This is a genomic window from Allorhizobium sp. GW101-3B10 (genome assembly GCF_059424725.1).
This window is the reverse complement of sequence record NZ_JBWKZR010000001.1, coordinates 3,145,910-3,164,573: the sequence shown is the minus strand read 5'-3', so window position 1 is coordinate 3,164,573 and position 18,664 is coordinate 3,145,910. Positions and strand designations below refer to the sequence as shown.

Annotated in this window: 17 protein-coding genes; 14 read left to right on the top strand and 3 right to left on the bottom strand. The window is 64.8% G+C overall.

Annotated features, from left to right (window positions below):
- The first annotated feature begins 22 nt into the window (after window positions 1-22).
- From AC07Y0_RS15735 to folD, 4 genes are all read left to right on the top strand, one after another.
- Window positions 23-388 carry a hypothetical protein gene (locus AC07Y0_RS15735; RefSeq protein ID WP_181903910.1) on the top strand — a complete coding sequence of 122 codons (366 nt, stop codon included), beginning with the start codon at window positions 23-25 and terminating at the stop codon, window positions 386-388.
- Window positions 388-927, top strand: a complete 540-nt coding sequence (locus AC07Y0_RS15730) for a hypothetical protein (RefSeq protein ID WP_498678679.1) — start codon at window positions 388-390, stop codon at window positions 925-927. The genes AC07Y0_RS15735 and AC07Y0_RS15730 overlap by 1 nt, the downstream gene beginning before the upstream one ends.
- A 338-nt stretch (window positions 928-1,265) precedes the next feature.
- Window positions 1,266-2,153, top strand: a complete 888-nt coding sequence (locus AC07Y0_RS15725; protein WP_498678678.1) for a WecB/TagA/CpsF family glycosyltransferase — start codon at window positions 1,266-1,268, stop codon at window positions 2,151-2,153.
- A gap of 170 nt (window positions 2,154-2,323) precedes the next feature.
- Window positions 2,324-3,223: a bifunctional methylenetetrahydrofolate dehydrogenase/methenyltetrahydrofolate cyclohydrolase FolD gene (folD, locus tag AC07Y0_RS15720; protein WP_498678677.1), complete on the top strand. Its 900-nt coding sequence runs from the start codon at window positions 2,324-2,326 to the stop codon at window positions 3,221-3,223.
- Between the two features lie 33 nt (window positions 3,224-3,256).
- On the opposite strand, the gene AC07Y0_RS15715 is transcribed toward folD, so the two are convergent.
- Window positions 3,257-4,288, bottom strand: a complete 1,032-nt coding sequence (locus tag AC07Y0_RS15715) for a LacI family DNA-binding transcriptional regulator (RefSeq protein WP_498678676.1) — start codon at window positions 4,286-4,288, stop codon at window positions 3,257-3,259.
- Window positions 4,289-4,589: 301 nt separating this feature from the next.
- Here AC07Y0_RS15715 and AC07Y0_RS15710 point away from each other — a divergent pair, with 301 nt between their 5' ends.
- The 8 genes from AC07Y0_RS15710 (at window position 4,590) to AC07Y0_RS15675 (ending at window position 13,979) form a co-directional block, all read left to right on the top strand.
- Window positions 4,590-5,951 (top strand): ABC transporter substrate-binding protein, encoded by a 1,362-nt coding sequence (locus AC07Y0_RS15710; protein WP_498678675.1) that lies wholly within the window; start codon window positions 4,590-4,592, stop codon window positions 5,949-5,951.
- Between the two features lie 113 nt (window positions 5,952-6,064).
- Window positions 6,065-7,075: a carbohydrate ABC transporter permease gene (locus AC07Y0_RS15705; protein WP_498678674.1), complete on the top strand. Its 1,011-nt coding sequence runs from the start codon at window positions 6,065-6,067 to the stop codon at window positions 7,073-7,075.
- A 1-nt stretch (window position 7,076) separates the two neighbouring features.
- Window positions 7,077-8,225: a carbohydrate ABC transporter permease gene (locus AC07Y0_RS15700; protein WP_454744590.1), complete on the top strand. Its 1,149-nt coding sequence runs from the start codon at window positions 7,077-7,079 to the stop codon at window positions 8,223-8,225.
- Window positions 8,226-8,266: 41 nt separating this feature from the next.
- Window positions 8,267-9,922 (top strand): beta-galactosidase BglA, encoded by a 1,656-nt coding sequence (gene bglA, locus AC07Y0_RS15695; RefSeq protein WP_498678673.1) that lies wholly within the window; start codon window positions 8,267-8,269, stop codon window positions 9,920-9,922.
- Between the two features lie 14 nt (window positions 9,923-9,936).
- A complete protein-coding gene (locus AC07Y0_RS15690; protein ID WP_498678672.1) occupies window positions 9,937-11,025 on the top strand; it encodes an ABC transporter ATP-binding protein in 1,089 nt (362 codons plus the stop codon).
- 196 nt (window positions 11,026-11,221) lie between these two features.
- Window positions 11,222-11,578: a hypothetical protein gene (locus AC07Y0_RS15685; protein ID WP_498680256.1), complete on the top strand. Its 357-nt coding sequence runs from the start codon at window positions 11,222-11,224 to the stop codon at window positions 11,576-11,578.
- A gap of 143 nt (window positions 11,579-11,721) precedes the next feature.
- A complete protein-coding gene (locus tag AC07Y0_RS15680) occupies window positions 11,722-12,426 on the top strand; it encodes an SDR family oxidoreductase (RefSeq protein WP_498678671.1) in 705 nt (234 codons plus the stop codon).
- Window positions 12,427-12,629: 203 nt separating this feature from the next.
- Window positions 12,630-13,979, top strand: a complete 1,350-nt coding sequence (locus AC07Y0_RS15675) for a DUF2778 domain-containing protein (RefSeq protein WP_498678670.1) — start codon at window positions 12,630-12,632, stop codon at window positions 13,977-13,979.
- Window positions 13,980-14,047: 68 nt separating this feature from the next.
- Here AC07Y0_RS15675 and AC07Y0_RS15670 read toward each other — a convergent pair whose 3' ends face one another.
- Window positions 14,048-14,422 carry a hypothetical protein gene (locus AC07Y0_RS15670; protein ID WP_498678669.1) on the bottom strand — a complete coding sequence of 125 codons (375 nt, stop codon included), beginning with the start codon at window positions 14,420-14,422 and terminating at the stop codon, window positions 14,048-14,050.
- A gap of 1,001 nt (window positions 14,423-15,423) precedes the next feature.
- On the opposite strand from AC07Y0_RS15670, the gene AC07Y0_RS15665 reads away from it, so the two are divergent.
- Entirely contained in the window at window positions 15,424-15,807 is a 384-nt protein-coding gene (locus tag AC07Y0_RS15665; protein ID WP_498678668.1) for a hypothetical protein, read from the top strand.
- Window positions 15,808-16,355: 548 nt separating this feature from the next.
- Here the strand turns inward: AC07Y0_RS15665 and AC07Y0_RS15660 are convergent.
- Window positions 16,356-17,342, bottom strand: a complete 987-nt coding sequence (locus AC07Y0_RS15660; protein ID WP_498678667.1) for an AraC family transcriptional regulator — start codon at window positions 17,340-17,342, stop codon at window positions 16,356-16,358.
- An 82-nt stretch (window positions 17,343-17,424) separates the two neighbouring features.
- On the opposite strand from AC07Y0_RS15660, the gene AC07Y0_RS15655 reads away from it, so the two are divergent.
- Window positions 17,425-18,633, top strand: a complete 1,209-nt coding sequence (locus AC07Y0_RS15655; RefSeq protein WP_498678666.1) for an MFS transporter — start codon at window positions 17,425-17,427, stop codon at window positions 18,631-18,633.
- Window positions 18,634-18,664: the final 31 nt, after the last annotated feature.

The following is an 18,664-nucleotide window of genomic DNA, read 5'->3' as shown; positions in this document are numbered from 1 at the left end:
ACACTCATCCGGGGCAAGAACCATGGAAATCATCAATAGCGATTATCGGATCAAGACGGTGCTCGGCCGCCTCGAAATGATCATCGACAACGAAAACCAGCGCATCGGCAAGGACCCGGAATTCGACCTCAAGGTCTCCAATGCCCACAAGAGCCGTTGCCTCTACGAACTGACCATGCTGTTCCGCGACACCGATCCGCGCGAGCTGGCGGTCGGCTATGTCGAGCAGATGCACGCCCTGAAGAAGAAGCTCGCGATCAATGCCCGCCGCGTCGAGGCGCACATGAACGCGGTGCGCGCCGTCGCCGATCTCCTGAAGAATGCGGTGCGGGAAGCCGATGGTGACGGCACCTACTCCCAGGAACAGTTCCTGTACAGCGAGGTCTGATGGTCAAGATCCTGGCCGCCGGATTGTGGGTCTGCCTCGTCACGCTGGGCGCGGTCTATTTTTCTGTGCAGATGGCGACGGCGCCCGCCGAAGTCAGCGAAGAGGACGCCAGGAAGGCGAAGCTCGAACTGGTGCGCGGCGAAGCGATCACCATCCCGATGATCGCCGACGGCAGCGTGCGCGGCTATTTCCTCGGCCGCGTCTCCTTCATGATGGACAAGGAAAAGATCAAGGGCATCGAACTGCCGCTGACCGAATTGATGACCGACGAGCTGTTCACGCTTCTGATCGGCAACAAGATGGTCGACGTCTCGAACATGGCTTCGTTTGACATCGCCGCCTTCCGCGAGAAGATCAAGACCGACATCAATGCCCATCTCGGCGAGGGGTTTGTCGAGGAAGTGCTCGTCGAACAGCTCGACTACATGTCCAAGGATGACGTGCGGGCGACCAGCGACGGCGCCGCCAAACCGCCGGCCAAGCCGGTCAAGGTGATCGAGGGTGACAAGGTCGAGGACCCGGCGAAGTCGGGTCACTGATTCGCTCCGTCATCGAATACGTCGGACAAGATGGAAAAAGGCGGCGGCGTCGACCCGCCGCCTTTTCGCGTCTGGCACGCCCCGCGGCATCATGGTTGGCAAAACGTAAATCCGCCCGCGATAATCCGAGCATTTGACTTAATCCGGATTTGATCTCCTGCTGATACAAGGCGTCTGTCAAACCCTGTATTGCGTGGTGTCATGCGGTTCCTAGTCTCGTTCCTCTCCCTCCCGGCGTTTCGCGGGGCTCTGCTGGCAGGCATTGCCGGCCTCCAGGCGCATGGCCAGAGGCCCGATGAGCGCGACAGCCTGAAGTCCGTTCGTTTCGGGAGGGGCTCATGAACCCCGCGCCGAATCTCCCTATGCCGGAGCCGCGTCTGCCTCTCTTCGGCATGCCGGTCTACGACCTCACCTGGGAAGGTGCGCTGTCCTATGTGAACGAACTGGCCTCCTTGCCGCTCGGCCCGACCCATATGGCGTTTCTCAACGCCAACAATGCCAATCTGATGATGTCCGATCCGGACTACCGCAAGGCGCTCCGCCGCACGATCCTGCTGCCCGACGGTATCGGCGTCGACCTCGCGTCGCGCCTGCTCAACGGTGAACGCTTCATCGCCAACCTCAATGGCACCGACTTCATTCCGGCCATGCTGAGCTATATGGACGTGCCCCGGCGCATCGGCCTCATCGGCGGGCGGCCGGAGGTCCTGGCACGCGCCGCGGTGAATTTCCGCAGGCATGCGCCGTGGCACGAATTCGTCGAGATTTCCGACGGCTTCTTTGACAAGAACAACTGCGCCGGCTTGCTCGACGACCTCAAGGCCGCACGGATCGACATCCTGCTGGTCGCGCTTGGCACGCCGCTGCAGGAGATCTGGATCGACCGCAACATTCGTCCGGAGCACGCGCGTCTCGTGATCGGCGTCGGAGCGCTGTTCGACTTCGTCTCGGGCGAAGTCCCGCGTGCGCCGCTGTGGATGCGTCATATCCGCTGCGAGTGGGTCTATCGGCTTTGGCTGGAGCCGAAACGGCTCTGGTATCGCTATATCGTCGGCATTCCGGTGTTTCTCGGCCATGTCGCCCGTTTCAAGCTTTTTGGAGCGCCTCGCCATGCCGCGGGCGAAGACCCGCTTTCGCAGGGGCGCCGGCGAACCGACAATCGTTCCGCACCCAACAGCCGCCGCTCCGCGGCGCGCCAGGACCCGGCCTCCCGGCGCTATACCTGAGCCAAGGCCCTCGGACGCCCGCGCCCTGACGCCGGACCAGGGGAAGGTCGTCAAAGGCTGCGCTTTCCCCTTGCAAATCCCGCGCTTTTGACACCATACGGCGGAGAGAGGCAATTGCCGGCCCGGTGCGGCGGCTATGTTGCCGGAAAACGCGAGCGAGGGATGCGATCGTGACAACGGTGATTGATGGCAAGCAGACAGCCGCTTCGGTGATCGAAGCGGTAACAACGGCAGCAGCGGCGCTGGAGCGCGATGCGGGTCGCAGACCCGGCCTGGCGGTGGTGATCGTCGGCAATGATCCGGCCAGCCACGCCTATGTCAGTTCCAAGAGCCGGATGGCCAAGCAATGCGGCTTCAAGTCGGTGCAGCACACGCTGCCCGAGGAAACCAGCCAGGAAACGCTGATGGCGCTGGTCGCCGAACTCAACGCCGATCCCGAGATCGACGGCGTGCTCGTCCAGTTGCCCCTGCCGAAGCATCTTGATTCCGAAGCCGTGATCCAGTCGATCCGGCCGGACAAGGATGTCGACGGCCTGCATGTGGTCAATGCCGGCAAGCTCGCCACCGGCGATGCCGAGACCGGCCTCGTCTCCTGCACCCCGGCCGGCGCCATGATCCTGGTGCGCCAGATCCGCGGCCGCGATCTCTCCGGCCTCAACGCGCTGGTCATCGGTCGCTCCAACCTGTTCGGCAAGCCGATGGCGCAGCTGCTTCTCGCCGCCAACGCGACCGTGACGATCGGCCATTCGAGGAGCCGCGATCTCCCGGCGCTTGCCCGCAATGCCGATATTCTCGTGGCGGCCGTCGGCCGCGCCGAAATGGTGAAGGCCGATTGGGTGAAGCCCGGCGCAACCGTCATCGACGTCGGCATCAACCGCGTGCCGGCCCCGGAAAAGGGCGAGGGCAAGACCCGCCTCGTCGGCGACGTCGCCTTTGCCGAATGCGCACCGGTCGCCGGCGCGATCAGCCCGGTTCCGGGCGGCGTCGGTCCCATGACCATCGCCATGCTGATGGCCAATACGGTGATCGCCGCCTATCGCGCCGAGGGCAAGCCTGCGCCGAAATTCTGAAGCACCCTGATCAGCCCGCGTGAGGGAAGGGGCCTAGGCCTCTTTCGGCGCCGGCCCCGTCGAGGCGCGGATCACCAGATCCGTGGTCCACAACTCGTGCGCCGGCGGCTGCGGATCCGTCTGCTTGATGGCGGCGATCAGCCGCTGGGCGATGCGGATGCCGGCGGCGCGCAGCGACGATCGCGTGGTCGTCAGCGGGATGGTGAAATTCTCGGGCTTGAGCAGCGGCAGCACGTCGTCATGGGCGATCAGTGATATGTCTTCGCCGAGCTTCAGTCCCGCCTTGTTGATCGCCCGGACCGCGCCGAGCGCCAGGACCGTCGAGGCGCAAAGCACCGCCGTCGGCCGCTCCGGCCCCTCCAGCAGTTCCGACATGCCGCGAAACCCGGCCTCGTCGGTCATCGCCGTATGGCGCATCGCCGCGGGATCGAGCTCGATCCCGTTTTCCTTCAGGGCCGCCATCGTACCGATCCTGCGGCGGATGGCGAAGTCGAACTCGCCGGGACCGTTGAGCAGCGCAAACCGACGGTGGCCGAGTTGCAGCAACAGCCGCGCCGCATCGCGAAAGGCACCTTCATTGTCGACGTCGAGGAACGGATAATCGTCCGCCAGGCCGTGCGACCGGCCATGGACGATGAACGGCACCGGCAGGGTCTTCGCCATGGCGATGCGCGGGTCGTTCGCCCGCATGTAGGCGAGGTAGTAGCCGTCGACGCTGCCGCTCGCCACCAGCCAGCGGATGGCTTGCTCCTCGTCATGCGGCTGGGCCGGCATGATCACCAGATGAAAGTCGTGCCTGAGAGCTTCTTCCGCGAGCCCCCGCTGGAACTCGGCGAAATGAAGATCGGAATTGTCGTTCGGTTCGATCGGCATGACGAGGCCGATGGAACCGGCCTTTCCGGTCGCCAGGCGCTGTGCTGCGCGGTTTGGCCGGTAGCCGGTTTCCTTGGCAGCCTTGAGCACGCGCTGGCGCGTCTCTTCGCTCACCTCCGGATAGCCGTTGATCGCCCGGCTGATCGTCGTCTGGGACAAACCCAGCAATTGCGCCAGTTGCTTTAGGTTCACCGCGCATTCCTCCCCTGCCGCTCCGGTCACCCGGCACGAATGCCGCCTTCGATGGCGTTCAAAGCGCTTGGATTTGTCTATCAGCAGAGGGAGCGTGCACAAACAGGAAATTGGTCGAATGAATTGCATATGCCGATTTCTTCACCGCATTGTTGCAGGAATTTGCGGCAAATCCGGAATTATGCTTGACTCCATTTCCAACTCGATGTGAAGACTTGTTTGCCAAAGCGCTTTGAAAGACTGACTTTCAATGTACGAGACGGGGGTTTGCCCGTCAAAAATGTGATGGGAGGTAAATCACATGAAAAATATGTTCCTGATGACGGTCGCCGCAGTGGCGCTGATTGCCGGATCCGCCGGCGCCGCCGACCTGAAGTTCAAGCCGGGCGAGGACGCCAAATTCAACTGGGCGAGCTTCGAGGAGTTCAAGAAGGGCCATGGCGGCATGAGCGGCCAGTCGGTCACCATTTTCGGACCGTGGCGCGGCGAAGACCAGGCGCTGTTCGAAAGCATCCTGGCCTACTTCGAAGACGCGACCGGGATCGACGTCAAGTATTCTTCCTCCGAGAACTACGAACAGCAGATCGTCATCGACACGCAGGCCGGCAGCCCGCCGGACATCGCCATCCTGCCGCAGCCGGGCCTGATCGCCGACCTCGCCTCCAAGGGTCATCTCGTGCCGCTCGGTGACGACGTGAAGAACTGGCTGCTGGAGAACTATTCCGCCGGCCAGTCCTGGGTCGATCTCTCCACCTACAAGGGCAAGGACGGCACGGCGGCCGTCTACGGCTTCCCCTACAAGATCGACGTGAAGTCGCTCGTCTGGTACGTGCCCGAGAATTTCGAGGATGCCGGCTATGAAGTGCCGAAGACCATGGAAGAGCTCAAGGCGCTGACCGAGAAGATTGCTGCCGACGGCGGCACGCCGTGGTGCATCGGCCTCGGTTCTGGCGGTGCGACCGGCTGGCCGGCCACCGACTGGGTGGAAGACCTGATGCTGCGCACGCAAGCCCCCGACGTGTACGACAAGTGGGTCTCGAACGAGATCAAGTTCGACGATCCGGCCGTCCTCGGCGCGATCGACGAATTCGGCTGGTTCGCCAAGAACAACAAGTTCGTCGACGGCGGCGTCGCAGCCGTTTCCTCGACCGACTTCCGCGACAGCCCGAAGGGCCTCTTCGCCTCCCCGCCGAAGTGCTACCTGCATCACCAGGCTTCGTTCATCCCGTCCTTCTTCCCCGAAGGCACCGTGGTCGGCGAGGATGCGGACTTCTTCTACATGCCGCCCTACGAGTCCAAGAAGGATCTCGGCAATCCGGTGCTCGGCGCCGGCACGCTGGCCATCCTTACCAAGGACACCCCGGCGGCCCGTGTCTTCTTCGACTTCCTGAAGACCCCGATCGCCCATGAACTGTGGATGGCGCAGTCGAGCTTCCTCACGCCTTTCAAGGGTGCCAACAAGGAAGCCTATGCCAATGCGCCCATGGCCAAGCAGGGCGAGATCCTGCTCAACGCCACGACCTTCCGCTTCGACGGTTCCGACCTGATGCCCGGCAAGATCGGCGCCGGCGCTTTCTGGACCGGCATGGTGGACTACACCGGCGGCAAGTCGTCCGCCGACGTCGCGGCCGGCGTCCAGAAGGTCTGGGACTCGCTCAAGTAAGCTAGCGCAAGACGGTACCTTCGCCGGGCTCGAGCGCCCGGCGAAGGACAGACAGGCGCGGGAGCGTCCGCCGCTGAACGAGGCCGTGGCAAATCGGCCCGGGGGAGGGAACATTGGAACAGCTACTCTATGCCCTAGTGACCATCGTGATCGGCGTCGCGGGAGCGGTCGGCTATTTCTACGGCTCGAACCTGCTGCTCGACTGGATCTTTCCGTCGCGCATCGCCGATGCGGCCGAGGCCTCTCGCAACATCCACCGGGCCAACAGCATCCGCCCCTGGCTGTTTCTCGGACCGGCGCTGGTGTCGCTGACGATCTACCTCGTCTATCCCTTCTTCTCCTCGGTCGCCTATTCGCTCTACGACCGGTCCGGCACCACCTTCGTCGGCCTCGCGAACTATCGCTGGATGTTCTTCGATGGCGAGTTCCGCCAGTCGATCTACAACAACATGCTCTGGCTGATCGTCGTGCCCGCCGCCTCCACTCTGTTCGGGCTGATCATCGCGGCGCTCACCGACCGCATCTGGTGGGGCAATATCGCCAAGTCGCTGATCTTCATGCCGATGGCGATCTCCTTCGTCGGTGCCTCGGTCATCTGGAAGTTCGTCTATGACTATCGCGACATCGGCGCCGAACAGATCGGCATCCTGAACGCGATCGTCGTGGCGCTGGGCGGCGAGCCGCAGATCTGGATCACCCTGCCGTTCTGGAACAATTTCTTCCTCATGGTTATCCTCATCTGGATCCAGACCGGCTTTGCCATGGTGCTCCTGTCCGCGGCGCTGCGCGGCATTCCGGAAGAGACCATCGAGGCCGCCGTCATCGACGGCGCCAATCCCTGGCAGATATTCATGAAGATCAAGGTGCCGCAGATCTGGGGCACGATCGCGGTGGTGTGGACCACCATCACCATTCTCGTCCTCAAGGTGTTCGACATCGTGCTCGCCATGACCAACGGCCAGTGGCAGACGCAGGTGCTGGCCAACCTCATGTTCGACTGGATGTTCCGCGGTGGCGGCGATTTCGGCCGCGGCGCCTCGATCGCCGTGGTGATCATGGTCATGGTCGTGCCGATCATGATCTGGAACATCCGCAACGCCCGCCGGGAAATGGAAGGACGCTGACATGCACAAGGGCAGCATTCGCTCTCCGCTCACCTGGGCGGTTCATCTCTCCGTCCTCTTCCTCGTGGTCCTGTGGACGCTGCCGACCGCCGGCCTGTTCATCTCGGCGCTGCGCGACAAGAACCAGATCGTCGCCTCCGGCTGGTGGACGGGCCTGTCGACCTCGACGCAGAACGCCATGTACCGCGCCCCCGGCGCCGACAAGCAGGTCGAGGAAAACGGCACCTTCGTCATTTCCGGCAATGTCTTCGAAGGCGGCAAGGGCGTCGTCATGGCCTTCGGGTCGTCCAGCCAGGATCCCGCAGCCTATGAAGCCGGCACGACGGCCGAACTCAAGGACGGCGAGCAGCTCACCGTCGCCGAGAACGGCGATTTCCGCATCTCGTCGCCGAAGGCCTTCGAGGGTAGCCGCGGCCAGCGCATCTTCTACACCGCCGGCATCCCGCCGCGCTTCACGCTGGAAAACTACCGCACCGTGCTGACCGCCGAGGGCATCGGCAAGTCCTTCCTCAATTCGCTGACGGTCGCCGTTCCCTCGACCATCATCCCGATCCTGGTCGCCGCCTTTGCCGCCTACGCGCTCGCCTGGATGAAGTTCCCTGGCCGGGCGATCATTCTCGCGGTCATCGTCGGTCTGCTGGTCGTGCCGCTGCAGATGTCGCTCATCCCGCTTTTGCGCATGTACAACAGCGTCGGTGCCTTCTTCGGCGTGCCGTCGAAGACCTATCTCGGCATCTGGCTCGCCCATATGGGCTTCGGCCTGCCGCTCGCCATCTATCTCCTGCGCAACTACATCGCCGGACTGCCGCGCGAGATCATGGAATCGGCCCGCGTCGACGGCGCCTCCGACTTCACCATCTTCATGAAGATCGTGCTGCCGCTGTCCTATCCGGCGCTCGCCTCCTTCGCCATCTTCCAGTTCCTGTGGACCTGGAACGACCTGCTGGTGGCCATGGTCTTCCTCGGCACCGGCGACAACGAACTCGTGCTGACCGGACGCCTGGTCAACCTGCTCGGCTCGCGTGGCGGCAAGTGGGAAATCCTGACCGCCTCCGCCTTCATCACCATCATCGTTCCGCTTCTCGTCTTCTTCACACTGCAACGCTACCTCGTCCGCGGCCTGCTCGCGGGCTCGGTCAAGGGCGGTTGAGACGGCACGAATCTTACTGATTGCATCGACAAGGACTGACCATGACTGCAACGACCCAATCGATCCTCTCCGCCGACAAGGACTGGTGGCGTGGTGCGGTGATCTACCAGATCTACCCGCGCTCCTATCAGGACTCCAACGGCGACGGCATCGGTGACCTCAAGGGCATCACCGCCCGCCTGCCGCATATCGCGGCGCTTGGCGCCGACGCCATCTGGATCTCGCCGTTCTTCACCTCGCCGATGAAGGATTTCGGTTACGACGTGTCGAACTATGTCGACGTCGACCCGATGTTCGGTTCGCTGGCGGATTTCGACGGCATGATCGCCGAAGCGCATCGCCTCGGTATCCGGGTGATGATCGACCTGGTGATCTCCCACACGTCGGATCAGCATCCCTGGTTCGTCGAGAGCCGGTCGAGCCGCATCAATGAACGGTCCGACTGGTATGTCTGGTCCGATCCGAAGCCGGACGGCACGCCGCCGAACAACTGGCTGTCGATCTTCGGCGGGTCCGCATGGCATTGGGACCCGACCCGCATGCAGTATTACATGCACAACTTCCTGACCTCGCAGCCGGACCTCAACATGCACAATCCGCGGGTCCAGGATGCGGTGCTCGATGCCACGCGTTTCTGGCTGCAGCGCGGCGTCGACGGCTTCCGCCTCGACACCATCAACTTCTATTTCCACGACAAGGAACTGCGCGACAACCCGGCGCTGGCGCCGGAGCGCCGCAATGCCTCGACCGCGCCGGCGGTCAATCCCTACAATTTCCAGGAACACATCTACGACAAGAACCGTCCGGAAAATATCGCCTTCCTCAAGCGCTTCCGCGCTCTGCTCGACGAGTTCCCGGCGATCGCCGCGGTCGGCGAGGTGGGTGACAGCCAGCGCGGTCTCGAAATCGTCGGCGAATACACCTCCGGCAACGACAAGATGCAGATGTGCTACGCCTTCGAATTCCTGGCGCCCGATCCGCTGACGCCGGCCCGCGTCGCCGAGGTGCAGAAGGCCTTTGCCGAAGCCGCGCCCGAGGGCTGGGCCTGTTGGGCCTTTTCCAACCACGACGTGGTGCGCCATGTCAGCCGCTGGGGCGCCGATGTCGTCGACCGCGACGCCTTCGCCAAGATGCTGTGCGCCATCCTGATGACCCAGCGCGGCTCGGTCTGCATCTATCAGGGCGAGGAACTGGGGCTGACCGAAGCCGACATCGCCTTCGAGGATCTGCAGGACCCCTACGGCATCCAGTTCTGGCCGGAATTCAAGGGCCGCGACGGTTGCCGCACGCCGATGGTCTGGGACAGCAAGACGGCGCAGGCCGGCTTTTCCACGGCGCAGAAGACCTGGCTGCCGATCCCGGTGGAACACGTTCTGAAGGCGGTGGACACGCAGCAGGGCGACGAGGCGAGCGTGCTCGAGCACTATCGCCGTTTCCTTGCCTTCCGCCGGCAGCATCCGGCCTTCGCCAAGGGCGGCATCGTCTTCCATCCGGTGGAGGGCAATGTGCTGTCCTATACCCGCACGCTCGGCAACGAGACGCTGCTGTGCCTGTTCAACATGGGCGCCGAACCTGCGCATGCCGTCCTGCCGGATGGCCAGTGGAATACGCTCGAAGGCCATGGCTTTGCGAGTGAGACAAAGAACGACGGAGTGGAACTGCCGGCCTGGGGCGCTCATTTCGCGCGCCACGCCTGATTGGGAGGAATGAGATGACGGGCCTGGTTCTCAAGGATATCCGCAAGACCTACGGGCAGGTGAAGGTCCTGCACGGCATCGACCTGACGATCGAGGTGGGCGAGTTCGTCGTCTTCGTCGGCCCGTCCGGCTGCGGCAAGTCCACTTTGCTGCGCATGATCGCCGGGCTCGAGGACATCACCTCGGGCGAGATGATCATCGACGGCCAGGTGGTCAACAACGTGCCGCCGTCGAAGCGCGGCATCGCCATGGTGTTCCAGTCCTATGCGCTCTATCCGCATATGACGGTCTACGACAACATGGCGTTTGGCATGCGCATCGCCGGCGAGAGCAAGGAGGAGATCGACCGGCGCGTCAGGAACGCCGCCGACATCCTGCAGCTCACGCCCTATCTCGACCGCCTGCCCAAGGCGCTGTCCGGCGGCCAGCGGCAGCGCGTGGCGATCGGCCGGGCCATCTGCCGCGACCCCAAGGTCTTCCTGTTCGACGAGCCGCTTTCCAACCTCGACGCGGCGCTGCGTGTCGCAACCCGCATCGAGATCGCCAAGCTCAACGAGAGCATGCCCGACACGACGATGATCTACGTCACCCACGACCAGGTCGAGGCCATGACGCTCGCCGACCGCATCGTCGTGCTGTCTGCCGGCAAGATCGAGCAGGTCGGGCCGCCGCTCGAGCTCTACGAGCGCCCGGCCAATCTCTTCGTCGCGCAGTTCATCGGCTCGCCGGCGATGAACATCATGCCGACCACCATTGCCGCGGCCGGAAATCCGACCACGCTGACGCTCAAGGACGGAACCACCGTGCGCATCGACATCGAGACGCCGGCCGGCGATGTCGGCAAGGCGGCGAGCTTCGGCGTCCGTCCCGAGGACCTGTCGATCGCTACCGGCGACGACTTCCTGTTCGAGGGCACGGTCACCATCGTCGAGGCGCTCGGCGAAGTGACGCTGCTCTATGTCGAGGGACCCGTCGAGGAAGAGCCGATCGTCGTCAAGCTGCCCGGCATCGTCGATGTGAAGAAGGGCGAGAAACTGCGCTTCTCGGCCGACCGGACCAAATTGCACCTTTTCGATGCGACCGGCCACACCTACAGGAAATGACCGGTGGGAATTAAGGTCCTGTTTGCCTTGATGGCAAGCAGGACCCCATCATTGGCGGCTTGCTACCCCCGGTAAACACCATCTGTTAAATGCCCCGCTGCTAGTCTTTGCCCATAACAACTGGAAACCAGGGGCTGGGACGTCAATGAGACAGGCGGTGGGTGGCAACCATTATCTGAAACGGGAAGAATCCTTCATGTACGACCGCGAGGCGCGGTTTCCCATGGAGGATACGATGAATGCGGCGCGCATCGAATATACCGAGAAGGGCGTCATGCACATGGCGGCCCGCCGCTGCGATTTGATCAAGATCTCCATGAGCGGCGCGATCATCGGTCTGCTGACCCAGTACAACCTGCCGCAGCAGTTCTATCTCGATCTCCCCGATGCCCGCATCACCAAGGTCGGCTGCCTGCTGATGAAGACCTTTGCCAACAACACCGCCGAGGTCCGCTTCCTGCGTCTGCTGACCAAGAAGGAACTCGACCGGATCTTCGTCTTCTCGACCCATCCGGCCCATCGCGACCGCGTGCTGGACGTCCGTTCCTGGTAGGCCAGGCCCGGCAATCCTATCCCGTTCCGATGACATTCAAGGCCGGTGGCGCGCACGCTTCACCGGCCTTTCGATTTTCTGACTCGACTTTGGCCGCGAACAGCGAAAATCTCGCACACCGTGAAAGACCAAAGGAGAACGTCATGTCGGAACAGAGAGTTGCCATCATCGCCGCCGGTGGAAGCGGCATGGGAGCCGCTGCGGCAAAACGTCTCGCAGCCGACGGTTTCAAGGTCGCGATCCTGTCGTCCTCCGGCAAGGGCGAGGCGCTCGCCGCCGAACTCGGCGGCTATGGCGTGACCGGCTCCAACCAGTCGAACGACGATCTGAAGCGGCTGGTCGACGGCACGATGGAGCGCTTCGGCCGCATCGACGTGCTGGTCAACAGCGCCGGCCACGGACCGCGGGCGCAGATCCTCGAGATCACCGACGAGGACTGGCACAAGGGCTTCGACACCTATCTGCTGAACGTGATCCGCCCGACGCGCCTCGTCACGCCGATCATGCAGGCCCGCAAATCCGGGGTCATCATCAACATCTCGACCGCCTGGGCCTTCGAGCCGAGCGCGATGTTCCCGACCTCCACCGTGGCCCGGGCCGGGCTTGCCGCCTTCACCAAGATCTTCGCCGACACCTATGCGGCCGACAATGTCCGGATGAACAATGTTCTGCCCGGTTGGATCGATAGTCTGCCGGGAACGGAGGAACGCCGCGAAAGCGTGCCGATGCAGCGTTACGGCAAGAGCGAAGAGATTGCCGCGACGGTCGCATTCCTGGCCTCCGAAGGTGCCGGCTACATCACCGGTCAGAATATCCGCGTCGATGGCGGCCTTACGCGCTCTGTGTAACTGTCAGTTTCTGCCTTTTTCTTGCCATTTCTGCCAGGGATAAAAGAATCAACGCGGCGTAAACCTCTTGGTTACCAAGATTCTTCATTGTTTAGGACATCCGGAATAGCGGAGGTCCAGTGAAGCCTCCTTGCGGACCGGATGCGTAGGGCCGTGGCGATGAAACCCGCCCGGCCGCAAGGCCTCTGGTAGCGAGTGATAGTATGGCGTTCTCGACCGAGACAGTCACCAAGGACAAACCGTCCGCTGGTTCTCCATCCCGAACCGGGAAAGGCCGCAAGGCCTCCAAGACCCCCGTCGCCATCGGTGTCGGCCTGGCCGCCATCCTCTGGGTCACGGCGGGGATCGCCACCATCCATTCCCTGACATCCGCGCCGAAGCTCGACGCCCCGTCGCTGGCGCTGGTCGAGCGCCCGGCCGATCTCGGCAAGGCGCTGAAACGCACCGACCGGAGCAATCCGCTGCGGGAAGCGGAAGTGGCGCGACTTCGCATCGCCGCTGCCGTCGCCGCGACCGAGGAAGTGGGCCTGCTGATGCTGCCCGCCTCCATGGCGCTGGCAAGCGTCGAGAAGTCGGACCGTATGCTGGAGCGGCGCGAGCGCGCCTCGAGCGACCCGAAGGCGCGCGACATGCTGCGCCTGGCGCTGGCCGAGGCGGTCGCCGAGCGCAATGCCAAGGCGATTGCCGGGCTCGGGCCGGAAGACAAGAACCATATCGTCGGAACCGGTGCCGGCATCCAGACCGCTTCGATCGACCCCACGGCCCTGGCACCTGCCGCAAAACTGTCCGACGCCGGCGGCGAACTTCCCGCCGGTCCTGCCGCCCTTGCCTATGCCGCGCCCCTGCCGGCCAAGGACGTCGTGCAGATCGGCCCGGACCCGCGCGAGGAACCTTTCGTCGAGCTCCTGTCGGAGCCGACGGGAGAAGACCACAGCGCCGCGCCGGATGACGTGCCCCTGCCGTCGGCGCGCCCCAAGGCCCCGGCCAACACCGAACAGCCGGACAGCCGCGCCAACGACAAGGCGAAAGCCAAGGCAAAGGCGATGCCGTCCAACATGCTGGCCTATGCCAAGCCGGAAAACCCGCTGGCCAGCGACAGCGACGAGGAGCGGCCTTCCTTCTTCGGCCGCAAGCCCAAGCTGCCGGGCCGCGGCGTTGCCGTCTACGACATCTCCGCCGGCATCGTGCACATGCCGAATGGCGAGAAGCTCGAGGCCCATTCCGGCCGCGCCCACATGCGCGACAATCCCAAGTTCGTGCATATCAAGAACCGCGGCCCGACCCCGCCGAACGTCTACAATCTGCGCATGCGCGAAAGCCGCTTCCACGGTATCGAGGCGATCCGCATGACGCCGGTCGGCGACAGCAAGATGTACGGCCGCGACGGCTTCCTGACCCACACCTACCTGCTGCGCAAACGCGGCGACAGCTCCGGCTGCGTGGTGTTCGAGGACTACAACAGGTTCCTCAACGCCTTCAAACGCGGCCATGTGAAGACGCTGATCGTCGTGCCGCGCATGGCGGAACTGCCGAAATATGTCGCGATGATGTGACTGTCCAAACGGCCCCGAAAGGGGCCGTTTCTGCATTCGCCCCCTGACAGCGTTCAATCCCATGACGTTCAACCCCATGTCCGGCCCCTGTTGCGCCGGTCATGGCGCGGCAATCTCGGCTGGGGTCTTGCCTCGAGCGCGCGGGAGATCGCCTCCAGAACCTGCTGGCATCGCTGATGGGTATCGTCATCGGCATGGGCGACGCAGAGGGGAAGGCAGGCAACGGCCTTGCCCGAGAGCCCGATGGCCTTCTGGGCCTCCACGGCGCGGCGCTGGCGCTCGCTCGGCACCATGGGGCCGGAGCAGCCCAGATCCCGGCGGCATTTGCGGATCGGGCAGAAAATGAAGCCCATCGTTTTTTCGGCCGCAAGCCGCCATTTGCGCTCGTGCCAATCCATGCGCCGCTTCTCATAGGCATCGATGTCGATTCCGTCATTCTCCACCATCGTCTCCTTCCGGCGCGCAGGCGTCATCCCTCACGCGGGCGGTTCCGCCCCGTGGCATGGTTCATTCCGGTGTCCTCCCTTCTTGGGAGGGGCAGTCGGCCGGGACACGATCGCGTGCCGCGACTAAGGTAAATTACATGACACCCGATCGTGTCCCGTTCGGTGTCTTTTGCCGGGCAAACTCGGTCTCTCTGCGCGGATGACGGCACCTTTTCCAGGGTTGCGCTTGCGGGCGCTTGTTATCGTTCTTGCCCGCCGCGCCACGAAAGCCGGGGGAGACCCCCGCCAGTCGCCGGTCCAATCATGTGTGCCCCACAGGCACGCCCCGCCCTGTTTCAGGCGAGAGGGAGACCCTTCATGCCCGGCCCCGGGGAAGCGGTCCGCGTCTCGACCGCGCCCCCCGGGCACCGGTCCCGCCTCGCCGGCAACGCTAACCGGTGTAACCGATGGCGGAACGGGGGCAGTATCGGGCATGGCGCGGGGGCGGGGATGAATTCCGCTGCGGTCTGTTGTTCTTGCTGGGGAAACGGGCCGGAACTTCCCCGGTTTTTGCGGTGGTCGCACGCGGTCACCCCCCCTCTGTCGGCTACGCCGACATCTCCCCCTCAAGGGGGGAGATCGCCCGCCGGCCGCATTGCCGGCCTGACCGACGATGGGTGGGCTGACCGACGATTGGTGGGCGCCGGAGGATATGGTTGACGGGCCGGCGTCGGGTGGTCGGTGGCCGGGCTTTGGGTGGTTGACGGTGGGCAGGACGGCAACGCGGGGCTGATCTCCCCCCTCGAGGGGGAGATGCCCGGCAGGGCAGAGGGGGGAGGCCGGACGCTTCGAGGCCCTCGCCTTGCTCGGGCACCTCAGCATGAGGGTGGCGCGCAAATCCGCCGATCCTGATGGTGACGGCTCGGGCCGAAGGGCAGGGGTCGCCGGACTATTTTCGGCCCCCCGTCGACGGGCCGGGAGCGGCGTGCTCTAGATGGCCGACCATTGAGGAGCACCGCATGAAAGACCCCGTCATCGCCGCTATCGTTTCCCTATCCCTTCTGCTGTCGGTCTCGCCGGCGAGCGCCCAGACCGCCGGCGACCCGATCGAGAGCTATTGCGCCACGCTCGGCGAAAGCGATCATTTCGCCTCCGACGGTTACCCGCTCAAGGACGCCGCCGCCATCATCCGCCAGGACCGGGCCAACTTCCATGCCTTCGGCATCCGCGACGACAGCGACGAGAACGACTCGACCTTCAGCTCGAAGAAAAATCGGGCGCGGCTCGAGCAGATGCTGAAGAACGGCAGCATGGACCGCAGCACCCGCAACGCCATCGTCAACGGCACGCCGGACGTCTGCATCGACGTCTATGACGACTATATCGACGTGACGCTGCTGTAGGGTCGGGTAAGGCCTGACTCGGGGCGATGGCGCCGGGGGGATTGGCGGGTCGGTTTGCCCACCGCCACCTTCTTGCCGCTCACCCCGCTCTGTCGGCCGCCCGCTCTTGCCAGCCGCCCCCTCTTGCAGCCGTCCGGTTGTGTCGGGCGCCCCGTCTTGCCGGCCATCCACCTCCTGCCGGCCGTACCTTGCCGCCGACCCCCTCTGTCGGCTACGCCGACATCTCCCCTTCAAGGGGGGAGATGGGCCGCTGGCCGTACTGCCAGCCTGGCCGCGGTGGCCGGGTATGGGCAGACGACCGGGGCTGGGCATTGCAGCGATGAAGTCAGTTGGGACGGTGCCGCGGGCCGATCTCCCCCTTGAGGGGGAGATGCCCGGCAGGGCAGAGGGGGGTGGAGCGACCGGCTCGGCAGGCTGGTCTTGTCCCTATCGCGCAGCCAAGGGCGACCGCCTGACGCCGGGCGCCACAGGGCGCCTCGGGCCTGCCCGTGAGTCTGGAAGCTCGGCTTGAGGGCACGCGCCGGGGCCGATACAGGACCGTCGCTGCCTCAGGCCGCCCGCGGTGCCTGGCTCGGCGGATAGCCGGTGACGCGTTTGAAGGCGCGGCTGAAGGCGGCGTGGGAGCTGTAGCCCAGCCGGTGCGCGGCGGTCTCGATCGGCATGCCTTCCTTGGAAATCCATTGGGCCGCCAGCCGCATGCGCATCTCCGTCAGATAACGCAGCGGCGGCACGCCCGTGACCGCGAGAAAACGCTCGGCGAAGACGGAGCGCGAGGCGCCCATCAGCTTGGCCAGTTCGGCGAGCGTCCAGTCCCGGCCGGGATCGCGGTGGAGGGCGACGAGCACGCGCCCGAGGCGCGGGTCGCGCAGGGCGGCGATCCAGCCGGTCGCATCGCCGCAGCCGCATTCCACCCATGCCCGGACGATCGAGGCGGCAACGACATCGGCGAGGCGCGCCAGGATGCCGGCATAGCCGGCGCGACCCTGGTTGACCTCGCGGGCCATCGCCTCCAGCATCGGCAGGATTTCCGGATAGCGCGTCATGATCGTGCCGACCCGCATGACCTCGGGCATCAGCGCGACCAGCGGATGCATGCTGCCCAGGTCGAAATCCATGCAGGCGGAAAAGATCAGCACGCGCTCTTCCGCGCTGCAGGCCTTTTCGTCGCAATCCATGATGCCGCTCACCAGGGTGCAGAGAGGTTGCCTGGGCAGCGTGGCGAGATCGGCGCAGGGCTGAGGCGCCTCGGCCGACGAGCCGATCAGATGACGGCCGCCGCGCGGCAGGAGCGCGGCGTCGCCCGCCTTCATCCGATGCAGTTCGCCGCTCGGGGCGCGAAGCGTGATCGTTCCGCGCGCCAGGAACAGAAATTTCGCGCGGCTGTCGCCTTCGCCGAAGGCATAGGCGAAGGGCGGCGAAAGCTCCACACGGCGGTAGTCGACCCCCACGAGCCGCATGCCGAGCAGCAGTTCGCTGACGAGGTCGGGGCCGAGGGCGCCGGTTGAGAGTGAAGTGTCGGACGGTTGATCAAGCATAACGGATTTTCTGACATAGAAAGTCCGACGAGTCCAGCCTAGCCTTTCGCCGTGCCATTCCTCCCATCGAAAGGACATGACGATGACACCCTCCACCAAGAACCACGATCCCGCCACCGGCGGGGCACGGACCCCGGCCTGGTCGGCCGTCGCCTCCATGACGATCGGCGTCTTCAGCCTGGTGACCGCCGAATTCCTGCCAGCCAGTCTCTTGACCCCCATCGCCGCCGATCTGTCCATCAGCGAAGGCGCGGCTGGCCAGGCGGTGACGACCACCGCGCTGTTCGGCTTCGCCACCAGCCTGCTGATTACCGCGGCTGCGCGCGGCACCGACCGGCGCCACCTGCTGATGTTCTTCTCCGCGCTGCTGGTCGCCTCCAACCTGCTGGTCGCCTTTGCGCCGGGCCTTCCGCTCCTGCTCTTCGGCCGCGTGCTTCTCGGCGTGGCGCTTGGCGGGTTCTGGGCCATGTCAACCGCCGTCACCATGCGGCTGGTGCCGGCGGCGCTGGTGCCGAGGGCGCTCGCCATCCTGATGAGCGGCGTCTCGGTCGCCACCGTGCTCGCGGCGCCTGTCGGAAGCTATCTCGGCGATCTCTTCGGATGGCGCGACGTCTTCCTGCTCGCCGCGGCGCTCGGGCTGCTCGCCCTGGCGGCGCAATGGCTGAGCCTTCCGTCCATGAAGCCGACGGGGGCGACGCGGCTGCGGACCCTGCTCGACGTCCTGGTGCGCCCGGGCATCGGCGCCGGCATGCTGGCGGTGCTGCTGGTCTTCGGCGGGCACTTCGTCTTCTTCACCTATCTGCGCGCCTATCTCGAGAGCGGCAGCGGCTTTTCCATCGAGTCGATCTCCGTGATCCTGCTCGGCTTCGGGGCGGCGAACTTTCTCGGAACGCTGCTGGCCGGACGCCTCGTGCAGAAGAAGCTGCGGCTGACGCTGGTACTGGCGCCGCTCGCCATGGGCGCGATCGCCGCCGCCATGGTTCTGGAGGGCGCCGATCCTGTCGCCGATGTGGTGGCAGTCGTTCTCTGGGGCCTGTTCTTCGGCGGCGTGCCGGTCGCCTGGTCGAGCTGGATCGCCCGCACCGTGCCGGACGAGACCGAGAGCGCCGGGGGGCTCTTCGTCGCCTCCATCAATGTCGCCATCGCGCTCGGCGCGGGTCTCGGCGGCGTGGTCTTCGACTTCACCGGTGGAACCGCAACCATCGCCGCGAGCGGCACCGTGCTGACGCTTGCCGTGTTGAGCATCATGCTGGGCGTGAGGCTGCGTGCGCCGGCCGCCGTGGCGGTCTGAGCAACCTCTGCGAACCTAGATGGGCGGCGGC